The 19,273-nt window shown below is 63.3% G+C and carries 7 protein-coding genes; 4 read left to right on the top strand and 3 right to left on the bottom strand.

From position 1 onward, the window contains the following. Positions 1-147 precede the first annotated feature (147 nt). The 3 genes from FCK22_RS09735 to FCK22_RS09745 form a co-directional block, all read right to left on the bottom strand. Positions 148-5,259 carry a GEVED domain-containing protein gene (locus FCK22_RS09735; RefSeq protein WP_067267395.1) on the bottom strand — a complete coding sequence of 1,704 codons (5,112 nt, stop codon included), beginning with the start codon at positions 5,257-5,259 and terminating at the stop codon, positions 148-150. Between the two features lie 529 nt (positions 5,260-5,788). Next, a complete protein-coding gene (locus FCK22_RS09740; RefSeq protein WP_231886429.1) occupies positions 5,789-8,323 on the bottom strand; it encodes an ATP-binding protein in 2,535 nt (844 codons plus the stop codon). Positions 8,324-8,401: 78 nt separating this feature from the next. Continuing rightward, positions 8,402-8,884, bottom strand: a complete 483-nt coding sequence (locus FCK22_RS09745; protein ID WP_067267391.1) for a molybdopterin-dependent oxidoreductase — start codon at positions 8,882-8,884, stop codon at positions 8,402-8,404. Between the two features lie 251 nt (positions 8,885-9,135). On the opposite strand from FCK22_RS09745, the gene FCK22_RS09750 reads away from it, so the two are divergent. The 4 genes from FCK22_RS09750 (at position 9,136) to FCK22_RS09765 (ending at position 19,242) form a co-directional block, all read left to right on the top strand. Beyond that, positions 9,136-9,756: a response regulator transcription factor gene (locus FCK22_RS09750; protein WP_067267389.1), complete on the top strand. Its 621-nt coding sequence runs from the start codon at positions 9,136-9,138 to the stop codon at positions 9,754-9,756. Positions 9,757-10,174: 418 nt separating this feature from the next. Further along, positions 10,175-10,687, top strand: a complete 513-nt coding sequence (locus tag FCK22_RS09755; protein ID WP_067263978.1) for a hypothetical protein — start codon at positions 10,175-10,177, stop codon at positions 10,685-10,687. 60 nt (positions 10,688-10,747) lie between these two features. Beyond that, positions 10,748-13,381: an NEW3 domain-containing protein gene (locus tag FCK22_RS09760; protein ID WP_067263981.1), complete on the top strand. Its 2,634-nt coding sequence runs from the start codon at positions 10,748-10,750 to the stop codon at positions 13,379-13,381. Positions 13,382-13,500: 119 nt separating this feature from the next. Then, positions 13,501-19,242: a DUF11 domain-containing protein gene (locus FCK22_RS09765; protein WP_136720400.1), complete on the top strand. Its 5,742-nt coding sequence runs from the start codon at positions 13,501-13,503 to the stop codon at positions 19,240-19,242. Positions 19,243-19,273 lie beyond the last annotated feature (31 nt).

The following is a 19,273-nucleotide window of genomic DNA, read 5'->3' on the forward strand; positions in this document are numbered from 1 at the left end:
TTCTGAGCACCGCGGCCCCCTTAATCCGATTCTTTTAGTAAACTATTGCCTGTTATGCCCCAGCGGGCGGGGATGCAACAGGGCAGTTCATCGGATCACGTGGGCGGGCGGTGCCGGGGCCACCTGTAAAACGGCCCCGGACTGTGGCTATTGGATGCTGACCTCGAAGGAGACGAAGCCCTGCGCGCCGGGTTGCAGCGCCCCCGTACAGGACCAACGCAGCGCCCCGTCGTAGCCCGGCGCATTCGCCAATGGCGCGTCCAAGGTGCAGGTCACCCCATCGGCCAGGGTAACCGGGCTGGGCACCGCCGCGGCCAGAGCCGTGTAGGGCGGCGTCTTGTCGTAGACGACGATGTCGCGCGCGGGCACGGTGCCCACGGTTTCGACATAGATGCGGTATTCCAACACATCCCCGGCAGCGGCGCCGTTGCTGACCCCCTCGGGCGTGCCGCGCGTCACGTTGCGGACGGTTTTGGTCAGTTTCAACGTGCCCTGCGCCGCCTCAACCACCAGCCGGTCGGTGTTGACGTTTCGCTGGGCGAGGCCGCTGGAGCCATAGCTGGTGTCGGCGACCAGATCGAAACGATAGGTCGATCCCTGCGTTGCCGCGCCCGAGGCGGTGACCCGTGCAAGGACACAGATCAGCCCGCCCGCATTGGTGGGCAGCGCCCCGGTGATCGCTTGGTCCGGCGTGCCGTCGCAATCCGTATCCTCGTAAAGCGCGGTCGAGAAGGCCCCTTCGGGGGCCGAGGCTTCGGCGGTGACGCTGAAGCTCACGTTTCCCGGGGCCGAGGCGATATATTCATGCCGCAGCGCCAAGACCTGCCCGGCACGGATCGTCTTGTCCTGCGATTGGTTCAGCCGCGCCGCTTCGATGAGGCCGAAGTCGAGCCCGGCGTAGGCGGTGCCCGCCGCGGGGGTGAAGGTGAAGCGCCCGTCATGGGGATCGCCGTTGACCACACCGGGCAAGGCCGCGCCGCCCTCGGATACATTGAGCAGACCCGCGCCGGGCTGGGCCACCACGGTGACCGCGCCGCTATACCCCTCGGGCAAGGCCGCGCGCCATGTGCCGTCCGCCGCCAGATCGGGCGTGACCAGCAAAGCGCCGCCCGCGTCCAAAATCTCGACCAGGGCGCGGTCCGTGCCCGCCTCGCCCGTCTGCTGGGCCCCGTCATAGGCGTCGCTCCCCGCGCCGATGTCAAAAAACACCACGCCAGAAAGCACCGGACCGTTGGAGCGTCGGGCCACGCGGGCTGACGCCTCGTCATCATCGGCCAGCCCATCGCCGAGGTCATCCACCAGCGCGCCGGTGCCGGGGTCGCTGTCGGGGTCAGGAAGCGACGCGCCGATGATCTCTGCCTGATTTTCCGTGGCACCTTCGCCCTGCAATGTGACGCGGATGGTCAGGCTGTGGCTGCTGCCCGAGGGCACGTCGCCAAGCAGCCACAGACCGGTCGAAGCATCATAGCTATCGCCCTGCGCCGCCGCATCGTCCGAGACATAGGCGAAGCCATCGGGGATGAGATCGAGCACCCGCACATCCGAGGGGCTGCCGGGGCTAGTGTTGGTCACGGTCAGCACGAGGTCGAGCGCCTCTCCCACCGTGGCCTCTGTCGCGGGGCTGGCGTCCGCCGCGCGTAGGATGGCTTGGGTCAGGGCCAAATCGGCCTCAGTCGGCAGGGTTTCAAAACCGAAATCAGAACTCACCGGGCTGCCGCTGCCCGCATCGACGGCAAGGCTCGCGATCGGGTTTCCGGTGGTCAGGGTGAGGCCCGCCGGTATTTCGGGGTCGGCCTCATCCACTTCGACCAGATAGGCGCGCGCCGGGTCGAGGTTGCTGAAGGAATAGGCCCCCGCCGCATCGGTTTCGGTCACCGCCACCTGCGTATCATCGGCCCGGTCGCCGGGCGTGCCAGCATCGTCGAAAAGCGTCACGGTGATGCCTGCGGGCAGCGTGACTTCGGCCCCGTCGCGGCTGCCGGAACTGTCGGCGTCCTCATAAAGCGTTCCGCCGATCCGGCCCTGCGGCAACAGATTGACGAGGGTCACGAGGTAATCCTCAACCTCCCCATCGAAGTTCAGACCGCTGAAGGGGTCTTGGGTCAGCGCGCTGGAGGTCGACCAGCGGATGCGGGCATAGGTGGTGCCATTGCCCACATCGACCGGCACGGGAATGTTCAGGCTGATCTGGTTGTTGAACGCGCCATCGGTATCGCCCAAGCCGCCGTCGCGAAAGTTAATGGCCACCTGTTCGGTCGGATCGAAGACATTGTTCTGGTTAAAGTCGATCCAAAGCTGAAGATTGGTAATGCCTTCGGTCACCGGCAGGCCGAGGGCCAGTTGCGCGCTGAGGGTCTCATGGGTCTGAATGGTCAGCGGCACGATGGTGCCCGCCTCAAGCACCGGGAACTCGGCCACGGAATCCTCGTCGTCGATCCCGTCGAGGTCGTCGCCATCTGCATTAGCGCTGAACATGCTCTCGGTCTCGGAATCGGGGAGGCCACCGCCAAGGTAGATGTCCGGCACGATGATATGGCGCGGCTCACCATAGCTGGCAGGCGCATCGCCCCGGTCCACCAGATCGGCAGCCGCGATGATGAGGGAGTAATCCTCGATCTCGCCATCGACGGCAAAGCTCGCCACCGGCAGCCCGGCCTCAGATGAATAGCGGAACCGTGCGAAGGTGGTGGAGGTGGTGGCATCGCTGGGCACGGTCACGTCGATCTGGATCACGCCGTCGCCCGCCACATCGTCAAAGCCTGTGCCATCGTCGCGCAGGTCGCGGGCGATGTTCTCACCAAAAGACCCTTCGAAGACCCCGTCGCCGTTAAAGTCGATCCACGCCTGAAGGTAGCCCGCCCCTTTGACCGGAATGTTGAGCGTGCTGATCATCCCTTGGGTCATCACCGGAAAGACCACCGCGTCTTCGTCATCGCTGTCCAACAGGTCGTCCGCCGTGGCCGAGGCATCGGACTGGGCCACCAGTTCGATATCGGGCGGCACATCGCCAAGATAGACCTGCGGCGTATCGCTGACCCCATGCGAGGCGGTCAGGTAAGAGATCGGCGCATCACCAAAGTCGACCCCGAGCCCGTCAAAGACCGCGACCGTGACCTGCGCCCTGTCGCATTGCGTGGGATCAATGCTGTCGCAAAGCTCATAGTCGATCAGATAGGTGCCAGAGGGCACCCCCGGCGGGACGATCACCCGGCCCGCATCGGCGCCTTGGGTTTCCAGCACGGGGACCGGATCACCGCTGTTCTGGGGTACGGCTTCGGTCAGCACCGCAAGCGTCGCGGTGGGGAAGGCGGCAGGCAGCCCGTTGATCGTGTCGTTGGACATGACCTCTCCCGCCGTGCCGCCAAGCAGGCTGTTGAGCGGCGTCGCGGTATAGTCATCGTCGCCCGCCACCACGCTGGCCGAGGTATTCGCCACCGCGCAAAGCCGGATCGACGAGCCGCGCCGCGCGTTGTTCAGCGAACTGCCGGTATAGCCGTGGATGAACTCCCCCTCGGTGAAGGTGCCATATTCATAGGTGGCATAGTTGTCGAAGCCAGTCTCGTTCGGCTCTTCCGTCCAATTGGTCGGGTCACCCACCTTGGCGGGGTCCATCGTGATCGCCTGCCCCCCGGCGGGAAAACCGGCGAGCGGGGCGGTGTGGAAATAGGAAATGCCATCGGGCGCGAGCAGCGGGCCGACCACATCCGAACTGTCGTCTGAGGCCCCGCGGCTGTCCACATCCGTCTGCTGAACGATCACGCCGTTGATACGGCTTTGCTCGACCGCCCGCCCTTGGGGGTTGGAGGGGGTGGCGCTGCCGTCTTCGACAAGGCGCAGACGGTAGGTGACGAAACCGTTGTCAGCGGGCGTCATCCGCGCTTCGAGCGAGCCGTCGATATTGACCGCAGTGGCGTTGCTGATCTGGGTCGCTTGGAACACGACATCCAGATCGTTGCCATTGATGTCGGTGGTGACATTATCAAAGACGAAGATGTCCGAGGTCGTCAGCGCCGCCGCGCTGCCCGGCCCGGCCAGCTGCGTGCGCGGCTGAGCGAAAACCGACCGCGGGGTACAGGTTTGCGGGCCGGTGTCGGTGGACAGGACATTGGCGACGATGCTGGCGTTTTGCGGATTGGACTGCAGGCGCGACACGAAAGGCGTGCCGATCGCGCCGATACCCGCCGTGGCGGTGCTATCGACCGCGCCCGACAGGGCATCCGCCGCCGTCACGGTATATTCCGCAGTACAGGTCACCTTGCCGCCCGGGGCCACAGGTGCGGTGATGGCCGGGCAAGTGACCGTGCCGACAAGGCTGTCTTCGATCACCACGTCTTGGTTCGGGTTGAAGGGCAGCTCCCCTGTGTTGGTCACCTCATAGATAAAGGTGACCGTCGTGCCCTGAAGCGCGGAGAGCGGGCTGGTAAACCGCGCAAGACTGATGGTCTGTTCGGTGGTAAAGTTCACATCGGCGAAGATACCGATCCCCCGCGCCCCCGCATCATAGGGCAGGGTCACCGGGTTGTAGTAGCTGCGGACCTCGCCGATGCTTTCGTCGTACCAAATCTCAATCCGTGAGGTCGCATCGGGATAGCTCAGCCGGATCGACCCGTTGGTATCATCGCCCGAGCCGGGAGAGAGAAAGGCGCTGCCGTCGATGAACAGACATTGCGCCTCGTTCCCGTTCAGCAAACCGGTGTCGCCGGACCCCGGCCCGGGGCCGACCACGACGGTGGGCGCCGGCCCCAATGTGGTGATACTTGGGTTGCCGTTATCGCCAAAGGCGGTCACAAAATCGCAGCGGTCCCCGGTGCTGTGATTGTCGGTGGGGTCGATGTCGAGGATGTCGACGGTAAGGTTGTCGACCTGAAACGCGACGCCGCCGGAACTGGCCGACACGCTGGCGGTGATCCGGTCATCGCCGCGCCGCCCCGCATTCGGCCCGGCATCGCCCACGATGACAAGCGAATCGACACCGCCGCCCAGAACATTGACATCGTCGGGGGTGAAGATCGGATTGCCTTGCGCATCGGTGCTATAGGGGCGCAGATTGCCGGTGATCTCGACCGTCGTGTCGATCTCGAAACCATATTGGTCCGACAGGGTCCGCAGCAAAGGCCCGGCAAAGCCTGCGGGCCAATCGAAAGTGGACCAATCGATCGAGAAATCCCCGGCATCCGCGGGAGAGGAGGAGACGGCAAGGGCGGCGCAAACGGCGAAGGAGACACCGCGCAGCGCTTTTCGGCTAGAGAGACGTTTCACAATTCACCTTTCGGTCCGAACCGGAGAACCCGCGCAACGAGGCACCCAGCGAGAATACGAGCAAAAATCTACCGGACATTTATCGCGAATTGTCGGTGCCAATGCGAAGGTGCGTCCGGTCAATGCAGATGCCGCTGCGGATAGCGCGATATACTTACGGATAGGTGAAACAGCTCTCGCCAGATCGCCAAATGCGCCCCCGGTCTTCCCCCCGAGGGGAGGACGGGGAAAACCGGTGGGGCGCATCGCTGCAAAGCTATCAGGGAGCCGCTCCCTGGGGTAGGGGAACGGGCAGCAGCTCCCGAGAAGGCCCGCGTCGCGAAGCATATTTTCAGGCGAAACGGTCGAAATGAACCGGTTGCCAGCTTGGGACGCGGTCATTGGTCTGGTCAATGACGCCTTCGTGCAGACCCGTCTATCGACGGGCATAACTAACTATAGGTCGCGCCTCGCATCGTTGCATCTGGGCGGGGGTATAATCGGACTAGTCTTAAGGATAGGTTTCCGCCGCCCCGCCCAAGCAGACTTGTCAGAGGTCAAGCTGCGCCTTCATCGCCGCCAGCGTCGCGTCGCAGGTGGCGGGCAAAGCCTCAGCCAGCGCGCGCGCCTCTTCGTCCTTGTCGGTCTTGCAGGCGGTCTCGATCTCTTTGAGCAGGCCGTGCAGCCGGTCGGCGCCGAGCATGCCGCACATCCCGGCCATGGCATGGGCGCGGGCCTGTAGGTCAGGCAGAGCATCGGCTGCCATCAGGTCGGGCAGATCGGTCGCGACTTGTTGGTCGAGCTTTTCCACCCGCTCGCGCAGTTTCTCCGCACCCAGCAGGTCGAGCAAATCTGCGATTTGTTGTTCGTTCAACAGGGGCCGTTTCGCGGATTTCGCCTGTACCGATGACTGCGCGCTGGCCAAACGCTCGGGCAGAGCCTGCTCCGGTATCACCGCGCGCCCCGAAAGCTCGCGCAGCTTGGCGCGCAGCACCTTCATATCCAGCGGCTTTTGCATGAACCCCGACATTCCGACGGCGCTGAACTCCGCCCGTTCTTTCGGCATGGCATGGGCGGTCACGGCGATGATCGGCGTTTCGCGGTTGGGGCCCTCGCCGGAGAGAATCGCCTTGGTCGCCTGAATGCCGTTCACCTCAGGCATGGAGATGTCCATCAGGATCGCATCGAAGGGCGCGTCTTCGGCCAGTTCGATCGCCTCGCGCCCGCCGGTGGCGAGGGTGACGTCATGGCCAATCTTCTCAAGCATCGCCTTGATCAGCTCGCGGTTGATTTCATTGTCGTCCACCAGCAGAAGGTTGAGCCGCTGGGCCGCCGCGGGTTCGGCGCGCTTTTGCGGGTCGGGGGCCGCATCGCAGTCGATCTCGGCCAGATCAGCAAGCTCTACGGGCAGGCGCAGGGTGAAACATGTCCCCTCCCCCACCGTCGACTCGCAGGTGATCTCACCCCCCAGACGTTTGACCAGACGGCGCACGATCCCAAGCCCCAGACCGGTGCCCCCGGTGCGGCGCTCATAGCGGCTGTCGAGCGAGACAAAATCTTCGAAAATACGGTCAATATCCCCCGCCGGAATGCCGGAGCCGTCATCTTCGACCTGCAGGTGGAACGCTTCCCCCTTGCCCGCGGATTTCGCGAACCACCCGCGCAGGGTCACATCGCCGCCGGGGCTGAACTTGATCGCGTTGCTTAAAAGGTTCACCAAAATCTGCTGGATCGCCCGCGGGTCCGTAACGATGGCCTTGTCGTCTAACTGGGTCAGATCAAGATGCAGCCGGGTGCCCCCGGCCTCGGCCAGAGGGTCCATCGTGTTGATGATTCCCGCCATCAGCACGGTCATGTCACAGGTCTGACGCACCTGTTCATAAGTTCCCGCCTCACTGCGCTCAATGGCCAGCACGTCATTGATATGGCCCAACAAAATCTCACCCGAGGTCATCGCCGCATCGAGATAGCGCTTTTGCTCATCATCAAGCCGGTCATCTTGCAGCAGTTGCAGGGCCGAGATCACACCATTGAGCGGCGTACGCATCTCATGGCTCATCATGGCGAAGAAACGCGATTTTTCCTGATAGGCGTCAAGCGCTTCATCCCGCGCGGCGATGATCTCGGCCTCGCGAAGGCGCTTTTCGGTGATGTCCCGAATATAGGCGATAAAGAGCGACCCATGCCCCATCGGCGATTGCGACACGGACATCTCGACCGGGAAAATGCGCCCGGCGTGGTCGATCATCTCAAACTCGCGGCGGCCCTTGTCGGCGACCTCGGTCTCGCCGGTGCGACGGAACCTTTCAAGCCTTTCGCGGTGCACCATGCGGTCGGCCGGGGGGATCAGCAGGCTGATATAGTCCCTGCCCACCGCCGCCTCATGGGTGATGCCGAAGATCTCTTCGGCGGAGCCGTTGAAATCTTCGATCTCCCCCCGCTCATTGATGACGACGATGGCGTCGAGCGATGCCTGAAGGGTGGTCGCAAGACGCAGGTGGTTTTCCTCGACCAGTTGCGAAGTGCGGTTCAACCGGCTGGCTTGCCGCGAGAGGCGATAGACCGCCCCGACCAAGGCAAGGGTGACGATCAAGACGATCGCCGCCATCACCTCGATCAGCCGCACGATCTCATGGCGTTCGTTTTGGGACATCTCGCTGGCAATGGCGATGGAGGCGAGGGCAATCTCGCGGGGCACGTCTTCGATGCTGCGCAACATGGCGTCGATATCGTCCAATGCCGCGATCAGGTCGGCATCAGAGCCGTCGATCGCGGGCAGGAACCCATCCAGCAGAGCCCGCAACTCACGGATTTTCGGTTTGGCCTTTGCGTTGTTGCGCACCCGTTCGGCCAACAGAACGCGGCTATAAAAGATGTCGAACCTTTTGCGGAACTCGTCCAGCGCCTCGGGCGTGGCGGATTTCGCCTGCGCCAAGGCGCGGTCGGTCTTGAGAAATTCGATCTCGATCTGCGTAAAGACCCATTCAGCGTGGTCTTGCTGCGCACTGTCGAGCGCCTGAATCCGGTCCCAGACGTTATAGGCCAGATAGGCGGCGATGCTCATCCCCAGCACGAGGATAAGCATCAAGACCTGTCGGCTTCTTGCGCGCGCGGGCCCGAATTTTCCTGCGTCGTTCATCCAAGCCCTCTGCGCCATTACCAGTTACTCGACACGAATTCGGTCAAGCTGCCAGATCGACCGGCTGTAGACCAGTTCCGTCTGATAGGCGATGTCGCTGTCATAGGGGTAGACCACCCAAAGCGGCCCCTTGTCCCGGCGCGACATCTCCTCTCCATTGGTATGGTAGGCGATGATCGGCCCGTCTTCGACCGCGTCGGACATCGGGATTTCCACCGCATAATCATTGATCGCCGTCGCGGTGATGGTGCCCTCTTCGACGTTCAGCGTCTCAAACAGGTCCTTCAGCGACACACCTTCGAATGCCTGCGTGCCATCGGTCCAGATCGTCGTCGTCTCAAAGCTAGAGACAGGCATGGATTTGAGATCTGAGAGGGTGAAGCTATGGGTTTCCTCGGCCAGCGTCACTTCGAGCACGGCCTCTTCGTCTTGGGCGGCAACCGCCGACGCAAGACCCAGAGAGAGGGCGGCCGCGGTGATGGTCTTGCTGAGGTACTGAAAGGTCATGTCAAATTTCCTTATCTGGCGTTGTGACCTGACCATACCCTGCCCGAATGACAGGCGCGAAGGCGCAGAAGCGCATCCCCCCTATACCAAAGGATAGGTGCGCCTGTCCCCGCGCGGCCCGCATTGCCATACCAAAGGATAGCGGCGCATGCCTTTGCCCCCCTTCCCCCTTGGGCTTTCATCTTTCTTTTGAAACGGGCACACTCTACCAATTAAAGAACGCCGGCCATTTTGGCTTCAGGAGATCTATTATGTCTTTGCGTATTTTAATTGCCGATGATCACGACATGGTCCGAGAGACCATCGCCATGTTTCTTGATGCGGATGGGGCCACCGTCACCGAAGCGGCGAGCGATCTGGCCGGAGCGCTGGACAAGATCAAATCAGAGCCGCCCTACGACCTGGTGCTGCTGGATTATACAATGCCCGGCATGAAGGGCTTGCAGGGTCTGCAAACCGTTCTTGATATCAATGAGGGTCGCCCGGTCGGGCTGATTTCCGGCACCGCCACTCGGCTCATTGCCGAACAGGCGCTCGAAATGGGGGCGATCGGCTTTCTGCCCAAGACGCTGCCCGCCAAGTCACTGGTCAACGCGGTGCGTTTCATGGCGGCGGGAGAGACCTATGCCCCGGTCACCTTCATGTCGGGCAAGGACAATCCCGAAGAGACGGATTTCGAGAAATCCCTGTCCGAGCGGGAGCGCCAAGTGCTGCGCGGATTGATGAACGCGCAGTCTAACAAAGAGATCGCCCGCGACCTCGATCTGCAGGAAGTGACGATCAAACTGCATGTCAAAACACTTTGCCGAAAACTGGACGCAAAGAATCGTACCGATGCGGCGATCATTGCGCGCGATGCGGGCTTCGTTTGAGGCCCGTTTCACACCCCTGAACCACCCCCGGCATCGGCCCAGCGCGCACCCTGTAGCGCCCCCCCGTCTCCCCTCTGAGCGTAAACCATAATCGCCCGCCCCGCGCGGGCGTTTTTGCGTTCGGCCTATGACGGCCCGCATCGAATCAAAGATTCGGAAGCCCCATTTTCCCAGCAAAATTAACCATCTGCGGAGCCCGCGCCCGGCCCCATTTCCGCGCCAAATGATAGGCCGCGGCGCGACCTGATAGGGCCACCTATCCTTTCGGTTAAGCGCCTGACCACAGGCTCAGCGAGTTAACCGTTCGCTCAGATGATATCGGTATCCGGTTCCCCGAAGATGAGAACAGGACAACGCAATGAGCGTGTCCGTTCATTGCAATCGCCGGCTCTTCACCGGCCAACAAGGGAACTACTAGATGCGTATCCATATCTCCCAATTGTCCAAGACACTCATCACGAGTACGGCTTTGTCGCTCGCGGGTTTCGCGGCTGCCGCCGACGCGCTCACGAGCGAATTCTCCTTCCGCGTGGTGGAAACCAATGCCGAGGGCGAAGAAGTCCTCGTTGAGCGTGAGACGGTCCGCCCGGGCGAAGTCATTTCTTATGAGCTGCGCCACCAGAACATGACCGACGGCGCCATGGAAGGGCTCGTCATCGCCGCACCGGTCCCCGAGGGCGTCTCTATCACATTGGGCGCCGAAGTGACCTCTGTCGCCGCGGTCTTTGAAGTCCAGGCCGAGATGGACCCCGAACAGGAAGGGCTGGAATGGTCCACCGTTCCCGCCATCCGCAAGGTCGTCGATGCCGATGGCAACATGACCGAAGAGCCGCTCCCTGAAGAGGCTGTCGCCGCCGTGCGCTGGACCCTCTCCGAACCGCTCGAAGCAGGCGATTCCGCCTTCAACAGCTACCGCGTGCGCCTGAACTAATCCCGGCGCCTCTCTCTCTCCACTCTCTCTCCAACTACTATAGAACTAGGGAATATTAACGTGAAACACCAAACAACCTTCCTGCGCTCCGTAAGCGCCGTTGCTCTGACCGCCGTGATCGGCACTGTCGCTTTCGCGGCGCCCGAAGCGGGCTCTGTCATCGGCAACCAAGCCGTGGCGACCTATACCAATGCCGCGGGCGACACGATCACGGTAACCTCCAACACCGTTGAGACAGTCGTTCAGCAAGTTGCCGGCGTCACCCTGACCTCTGACAACACCGAAACCATCGCCCCCGGCGGTAAGGCGTTCCTGCCGCACATCATCACCAACGATGGTAACGGCCCGGATGCCTTTGCGCTGACGGCAGTGGAAACCGACACCGGCACGCTCGACACCTCGCAGCTGGTTTTCTACCCCGACGCCAACATGGACGGCGTGGCCGATAGCGCCACCCCGCTGACCGAGACCCCGACCCTCGCCCCCGGTGAGCAGTTCGGCATCGTGATCGAAGCCTCCGTCGCCTCCACGGCGACCGGTTCCGACACGATCACCGTCACGGCGGCCTCGACCCTCGACGGCACCGTGCTGAGCACCAATACGGACACGCTGACAATCTCCAACGACGCGATTGTCGAGTTGGTCAAATCGATGACGGCGGACCCGGCTTCGGGCGGCAACCCCAATATCATCGACGCGGGCGATACGGTAACGATCACGCTGACCTACTCCAGCACCGGTCTGGCCGCGGCCAACAGCTACTCTGTGCAGGACGTGCTCGATGGCCGCCTGACCTATGTGCCCGGCTCGGCCCGCTGGTCTGACTCTGCCACACCGCTGGACGATGACAACGGCTCCACCGTCGTCGACGCGACAAACGGCTCTGGCGAAACCATCGCGTGGGACTATGACGACGCGCAGAACGTCAACTTCCTGATCTCCTCTGTCGGTTCTGGCCGCTCGGGTGAGGTGACCTTCCGTGCCGTGATCGCGGATACCGCCAATGCGGGCATCATTACCAACGTGGCGACCCAGGACGTTGACGGCGTGGCCTTCCCGCCATCGAACACCGCCTCTGTCACCGTGGACAACCAATATGCGGTGGCGGTTGCTGATACGGCGATCAACTCCAACGGCACGGCCAACCCGGCGATTGCCTCGGCCACCGACGATGACGCGGCCAACAACGATGTCGTCACGGAATCCGGCGATGTCTATCAGGGCGGCACAATCCGTCAGGAATTCGTGCTGACCAACCTCTCCAACAGCCCGGACAGCCTGACCCTCGACGTGGCCAATGGCGACTTCCCGGCTGGCACCACCTTCCGCTTTGTGGGCGCCGACGGTATCACACCGGTGGTCGGCTCTGTCGGTCCCTTGGGTATCGGTGACAGCGCCAAGGTGACCTTGATCACCACATTGCCAACCGATGTCGCACCAACCGCCACCACCAACTACACCGCCGTCATCACAACGACCTCGGACAACTCCGGCGTCAGCGATGTGTCGACTGCCGAATTCACCGGCGCGGTTCTTGCGGCTTCGGTCGATCTTGAGAACGCCGTCGTCGGTTCCGAAGGCGATGGCGCGGCACCGACGAACGGTGGCAACCCATGGGTCACCCAGTCGACAGACCCGGGCGCACCGGTTGTCTTCGAGATGCTGGTCGAAAACAACGGCCCCACCTCGGACAGCTTCAACCTGTCGCTGGATCAGGCCCTGCCCGCAGGCTGGACGGTTGAGTTCCAACTGCCCGACGGATCGATCGTGTCGAACACCGGCACCATCCCCGCAGGCGCATCGCAGGCCATCCGCGCCGTGATCACGCCCGCCGATGGCGCTCTGCCGGGTGACACGCTGGTCGACGTCGCGGTCGTCTCTTCCGTCTCGGGTCAAGGTGACCGGATCGTCAACCAAGTCACGGTCAATGAAATCTATGACGTGAAGATCATCGAAGACCAAAGCGCGCAGGCTTCGCCGGGTGGTATCGTGGACATCCTCCACACCATCTCGAACGAAGGGAACGTGGCCATCACCGAAGCGTCGATCACGCAATCGGGCCTGACCAACTTCTCCGGCGCGATCTTCTGGGATCAGAACGGCAACGGTGTGATCGATCCGTCCGAACCGGTGATCGACAACTTCAATGACCTGACCGACGGCGTCTCGCCGGGTGTGAACGGACTTGCCCCGGGCGACAGCATCTCGCTGATCTACCGTGTGCAGACGCCGTCGACAGCCACCCAAGGTGTGTCCGAAGTCGGCACCATCACCATCAACAACACGTTGAACGGTGTCGGGACCGATATCGACCAGACCAACAACGCCGTCGAAGACCGCGTGGTCATCATCTCGGGCGATGTCACACTGAGCAAGTATCAGTACATCGACGCGAGCTGCGATGGCACCGTGGGCACCTTCACCAAGACGCGCCTTGATGTCGAGCCCGGCCAGTGCATCCGCTACATGGTCGAAGCCGAGAACACAGGTGCCTCTGCGGCGGACAATGTGATCATCACGGACGCGGCCCCGGCCTATACCGCGATCACGGACTGTGGCGGCGCCTGCCCTGAAAGCCTGTTCCCGGGCACCAGCACGGCCACCGTCACCTCGACCAACGTATCGAGCACGCATGGCAGCATCCTTCCCGGCGGCTTCGCCCGGGTAGAGTTCACCGTGCGGGTCGACGACTAAGCGACCTCTCGGGCGCCCCCGGGCTGAGCGATGCTCTCCCGGGGGCGCCCCCTCCTCCCCCCGTTTCCGTCTCCCCCATTTTTCACGCCCTTCCCAGGGATCGCAACAGGAGCAAGCTGATGCGCAGTTTCCTTATGTCTAAAGCCCGCCCGGCTCTGGCCCTGATCAGCGCCTCCGCACTGGGCCTGAGCCTTCTCCCCCAGACCGCCACCGCCGCCCCGGCCCCCGCTGGGTCTTTCATCCGCAACGTGGCAGAAGTCAGCTATTTCAACACCTCCCTTGGCATCATGGAACGCGTCTTCTCGAACCCGGTACGGGCCGAAGTCGCCGCGGTTCCCGGGCTGGAAGTGACCGGCTACTCCGACCTTCTGCTGACCCGTGGTGCCTTTGGCCGCTACCATTTCGACGTCATCAACAGCGGCAACGTGCCGCTTTCCACATCGGTCAGTATCAGCGAGCAAGGCAGCGCCAGAATGATGTCGCGCCAATCGCTTTTCCCTGACCTGAACGGCAACGGCCTGATCGATACCGAAGACCGCGCTTTCGACATGTCCGCGCCCTTCATGCTCGCCGCGGGCGAGCGGCTGCAACTGATCTATGAGTTCCGCATCTCCGCCGAGACCCCCGTCAGCACCCAATTCACCAGCATGCTGACCGCATCTGCCGTGACCGAGGATGGCCAAAACCTGACCGAAGACGCTATGGGTGTCTCGCGGGTCGAGGAAGGCGGGCTCGAAGTCTCCAAAGAGCAGGTCGTCGCCGAGAATGACGAGGGCGCGCTCATCACCTACACCCTGCGGCTGCGCAACGATTCCGAGCGGGACGCCTTCGGCTACCCCGAGGTCGAAGGCCAGCCGATCGTGATCGATGGCACCCCCCGGACCGGTGTCTTGCTGCGCGATGCGATCCCGCTGAACACCGTGTTCCACGCGGTGCAGGATTCGGGCACCATGACCGCGCTGGTTCACATGCGCGGCGCGCCCGACCACCACTACGTCAGCGTCGCCCCAGCCGGGCTTTCCCATGACGTGGATGCGGTGGCCTTCTTTCATGAGGGCGACTACGCCGTCGGCCATGCGACCGATCCCAGCTTCTCGGTGCGCGTGCCTGCCGACTTGGGCAAGGTAGAGGTGCAGAACACCGCCTCGGCCTTTTACAACAACCAAGAAAGCACCCTGCTCTTGGCCTCTAACACCGTGGTCTATGACCGCGATACAGAGACGGTCGGCACCTTGGTCTTTGAACACCCTGAGACCGGCGCGGACCAGCCCTATGGCACGCCGGGCAGCGACACCCGCCTGCGCCTCACCTCGGGCGCCTGCAACATCAGCACCGAAGTCGACAGCACGGCGGTGACCATCCGAAGCATGCTGACCGGCGATGTGGAAACCATCATCGCGACCGAGACCGGGGCCAACACCGGTGTCTTCCTCACCCCCGCCCTGCCGATGGCGCAGATGTCGCCCGCCGTTGCCGGGGATCAGGTCATGGCCACCGACTTTGGCGATAGCTTCATCGCGACGGCGTCTTGCGACAGCGCGGTGCTTGAGGACGATCTGATGATCAACCCCGGCAACTTTCTGTTCAACTCCGTCACCAACGCCCCGATTGACGGCGTGGCGGTGGCGCTTGTCGATGCCCGTTCGGGCAACGAAATGGCCCGCACCCAGACCGACCAGCGCGGCTTTTTCACCTTCTCCGAAATGCCCGAAGGCGACTACCGCTATGCCGTGATGGACGCGCCCGCATGGATCTTCCCCTCCGCGCGTCTGGACTATGCCGGTATGGGCCGCAGGGTGATGGATGCCGGTTGGGGCCGCGCGTTCAGTCACGCCGGCGGCGCATTGTTCGTCTCCGACATCCCGGTTGATCCGAATTATGGCACGCCGCTGGCGCTGGACAAAGCCGCCGACCTCGACCGCGTGGGTCACGGTGAATTCGTCACCTACACGCTGAGCTTCACCAACAACATGCACCAAGCGCTGATCGGCGGCGAAATCCTCGACCGGCCCGCCTATGGTGTGAACTTCGTGCCCGGCACGGTGACTCTCAACGGAGAGCCGCTGGACGACCCGCAAGAGATCGGCAATGGCGATCTGCGCTTTGACGTGGGCATGCTTGAGCCGCTGTCGAGCCATGAGCTGTCCTATGTGATGCAATTCTCTGCCGCCGCCCGCGAAGGCCGCAACGAGAACACCGCCATCCTGTCGGGCCGCCAAGCGGGCACCGGGACGCTGCAACAATCGCAGACCGCGCGCGCTATGGTCCGGCTCGACAATTCGGGCGGTGTCTTTGCGCGCCAAGGCACCGTGCTGGGCGCCGTCTTCATGGATTGCAACGGCAACGGTCTGCGCGACCGCGTTGAGGATGAACCCGGCATTCCCGGTGTGCGCATCGTGACCCAGGAAGGGCTCTTTGTGGTGACCGATATCAATGGCGCCTATTCGCTCAACGGCATGCGCCCGGTGACACATGCCTTCCTCGTGCAGCCCGAAACCCTTCCCGCCGGAACCGCGGTGCAGGTGACCCGCACCAACGATCTGCGCCGGGGTGGCTCGCGCATCGTGCCGCTGAAGAAGGGCGAGTTGCGGACCGAGAACTTTGCCGTGGCCCAATGCACCCCCGAAGCGCTTGAGGAAGTCGGCAAACGCCGCGACCATTTCGCCGGCAAACGTCAGACCCCCGGCATGAATTCAGCCGATCTGCCGATCGACGGCCAGCGCAGCAGCACCCGCTCCGTGCGCGGTGAGGCTGGCATCGCCACCACCACCCAGCTGACCCCCGGCATGATCGCGGCACAAAGCGAAGAGGCCGGACAAGAACCTTCCTCTGTCGCGCAAGCGGCCCGTGCCTCGGCCCAGCGTCAATCGCTCGACAGCATGATCCAGAACCTCGATAGCGCGCCGGGCTTTGTCGACTTTGCCGAAGACACGTCTGTCACCCGCGCCACGCAGAACATCCGGATCAAGGGCAAGGCCGATCTCACGCTGTCGCTTTTGGTGAACGGGCGCGAGCTGGGCGGCGACCGGGTGGGCGAACGCACCAATCTGGCGAAAAACAATGTGCAGGCGCTGGAATATGTGGCCGTGAAACTGGCCTCGGGCGAGAATGTGCTGACACTGGTGGGCCGTGACGGATTCGGCATCGAACGCGTCCGCAAAGAGCTGCGCCTGACCGCCCCCGGCAAACCTGCCCGGATCGAGATCCTGATGCCGGAAACCGCTTCGGCCAATCCCGCCTCGGTGGTGCCGGTCGTGGTACGCGTGCTTGACGCCGGGGGCCGCCCGGTGCCCGCATCGGGCACCGTGACCCTCGCCGCTCGCCGGTCGCTTTGGGATGTGACCGACATCCGCAGCAGCGCGCCCGGCGTGCAGGCCTATCTCGACAATGGCGAGGCGACCTTCAACCTGATCCCGCCGCAGGCCTCCGGCCCCGATCTGATCACCGTGCGCTCCTCCTTTGGCGAGGCCGAGGCGCGGGTGACCTTCACCCCCGACCTGAACGAACGTGTGCTGATCGGTGTGATCGAAGGCGCGGTTTCGCTGAGCGGAGATGCGGGCAATGTTATCGAAGAAGACCGTATCAGCGCCTTCGAGGACACCACCACCGGGATCCGGGGTGAGCTTTACCTCAAAGGGGTGATCCGTGGCGATGCCCTGCTGACCCTGCGCTACAGCTCGGACCGGGACACCGAAGACAGCCTGTTCCGCGACATCCGGGGTGAGGAATATTACCCCGTCTACGGCGACAATTCCGAACGCGGGGCCGATGCGCAATCTTCGTCCAACCTCTTCGTGAAAGTGGAGAAAGGCCGTTCCTATGTGCTCTACGGCGATATTGCCATCGCGCCCGAGGCGAGCGCGCTGAAACTGGGCGGCCTGCAACGTGTCGCCACCGGCGCCAAGGGCCATTGGGAGAACGACCGCGTCTCGGTCACCGTCTTCGCCGCCCGGACGGCGCAGGAGCAGCAGATTCAGGAAATCCGCGGGCGCGGTGTCTCTGGCCCCTATGACCTTGACCTGAGCGGCTATGTGCAAGGCTCCGAACGGGTGGAGATCCTCGTGCGGGACGAAGAGGGCGGCGATATCCTGTCGGCCACGCCCCTGCTGCGCGGCACCGACTATCTGCTCGACTTCTTCCGCAACACCATCACTTTCGACAGCCCGGTGCGCCAGTTCGACCTTGACGGCAACCCCGTGTCGATCCGCGTGACCTATGAGGTCGAGGCCGAGGGCGCCGAGGCCTATTGGCTCTACGGAGGCGAGGTGAACTATGCCCTGTCCGAGCGGACCTCTGTCGGCGCCCGTGCGGTCCATGCCGACGCCCCCTTGGGCAACGCGGCCCGCCAGCGGATGCACTCTGCCTACCTCCAGCACGAAGACCGCCAAGGCGGGCTGTGGGAGGCCGAGGTGGCCCGGTCGGAGAACGCCATGGGCGACAAGGACAACGCTGCGCGCCTGTCCTATGAGCTGAAGACTGAAACCCGCCACTTCGCTTTCGAGGCGATCCACACGGGCCGCGATTTCTACGCTCAGGGTGGGCTGGCACGCCCCGGCACCACGCAGGTTCGTCTGAGCTATGGCGAAGAGATCGACCGGCGCAGCGACATCGCCTTCGGCGCGGAATACACCCGCGACCGGATCAACGACAGCACGCGGCTGACCGTGGATGCGATCTATTCCCGGCATCTGAGCAAGACCCTGCGCGGCGAGATCGGCCTTGAGTACAGCCGGGACCGCACCGCCAGCGGCAGCGAGAGCGACACCGCCCTGATCCTCGGCGCGCATTGGACCCCAGCGGCCCGCCCCGGCACCGTGATCGAGGCCAAGCTGCGCGCCCCGCTCAGCGGTGACGCCCCCACCGAACTGACCCTCGGCCTTTACGACGAGCCCAAGAACGGCTGGCGCGTCTATAACGAGATCGAGCTTCAGTTCGGCAGCGACGCTCTGGTCACCCGCGCGGCCTATGGCTTCACCTATACGATGAACGAATGGGTCACCGGCCGGACCGAGATGACCAAGGCCAGCGGCACCAGCGACACCACCATGGTTCAGGGCCTGTCGGTCGATTGGGACATCAACGAGAGCACCAATCTGCGCGCCGACCTTGAGCATTCGCGCAACCTTGAGACCAATGACGGGGAGCTCACCTCCTTTGCCATCGGCACAAGCTGGGAATCGGCGGATGGTGACTGGGTCGGCGATGCCGAGCTGGAAACCACTTGGGAAGAGAGCGGCAAGACCCATTATGCCAGCTTCGGCATCGCGGGCAATGTCACCCCTGAGCTGACCGTTCTGGCCCGCAGCCGTGCCGCGCTTGACCGCCGCGAGGGCGAGAACTCCCGCCGCATGCGCACCCGCATCGGGGCCGCCTATCGCCCTAAGGACAACGCCCGCCTGGATGTGCTGGCGTGGTACGAGCACCGGCTGGAAGAGAAACACGCCAGCACGGAAACGCATCTGTGGTCGATCGACGCGAATTACGAGATCGACGCCGACCTGCGGATCAACGGCAAATATGCCGGCCAGCATCAGAAGATCGGCACCAATGCCGGCGCGCGGGCCAATACCACCACGCAGTTGATCCAAGGCGGTCTGAACTACGAATTCGGCGACGACCGTTTCCAACTCGGCCTCAACGCCACGCATCTGTGGGACAGCGAGGGCAATTCTTCCAACGGGATCGGCGCCGAATTTGGCTTCACCCCGCGCGAAGGTGTCCTGCTGGCGCTCGGCTACAACAAGGCCCGTGGCCGGGTGGCAGGGCAAAGCAACCTCTATGACGAAGGGTTCTATTTCCGGTTCAACCTGCTGTTGGACAACTCACTCTGGACCCAGTTCGACCAGTTCCTCGGAAGCTGACCGGGAGACTCAGCCCCGAGGGAGAGCCACG

The organism is Sulfitobacter sp. 15WGC (genome assembly GCF_005068605.1).
Lineage (GTDB): Bacteria > Pseudomonadota > Alphaproteobacteria > Rhodobacterales > Rhodobacteraceae > Sulfitobacter > Sulfitobacter faviae.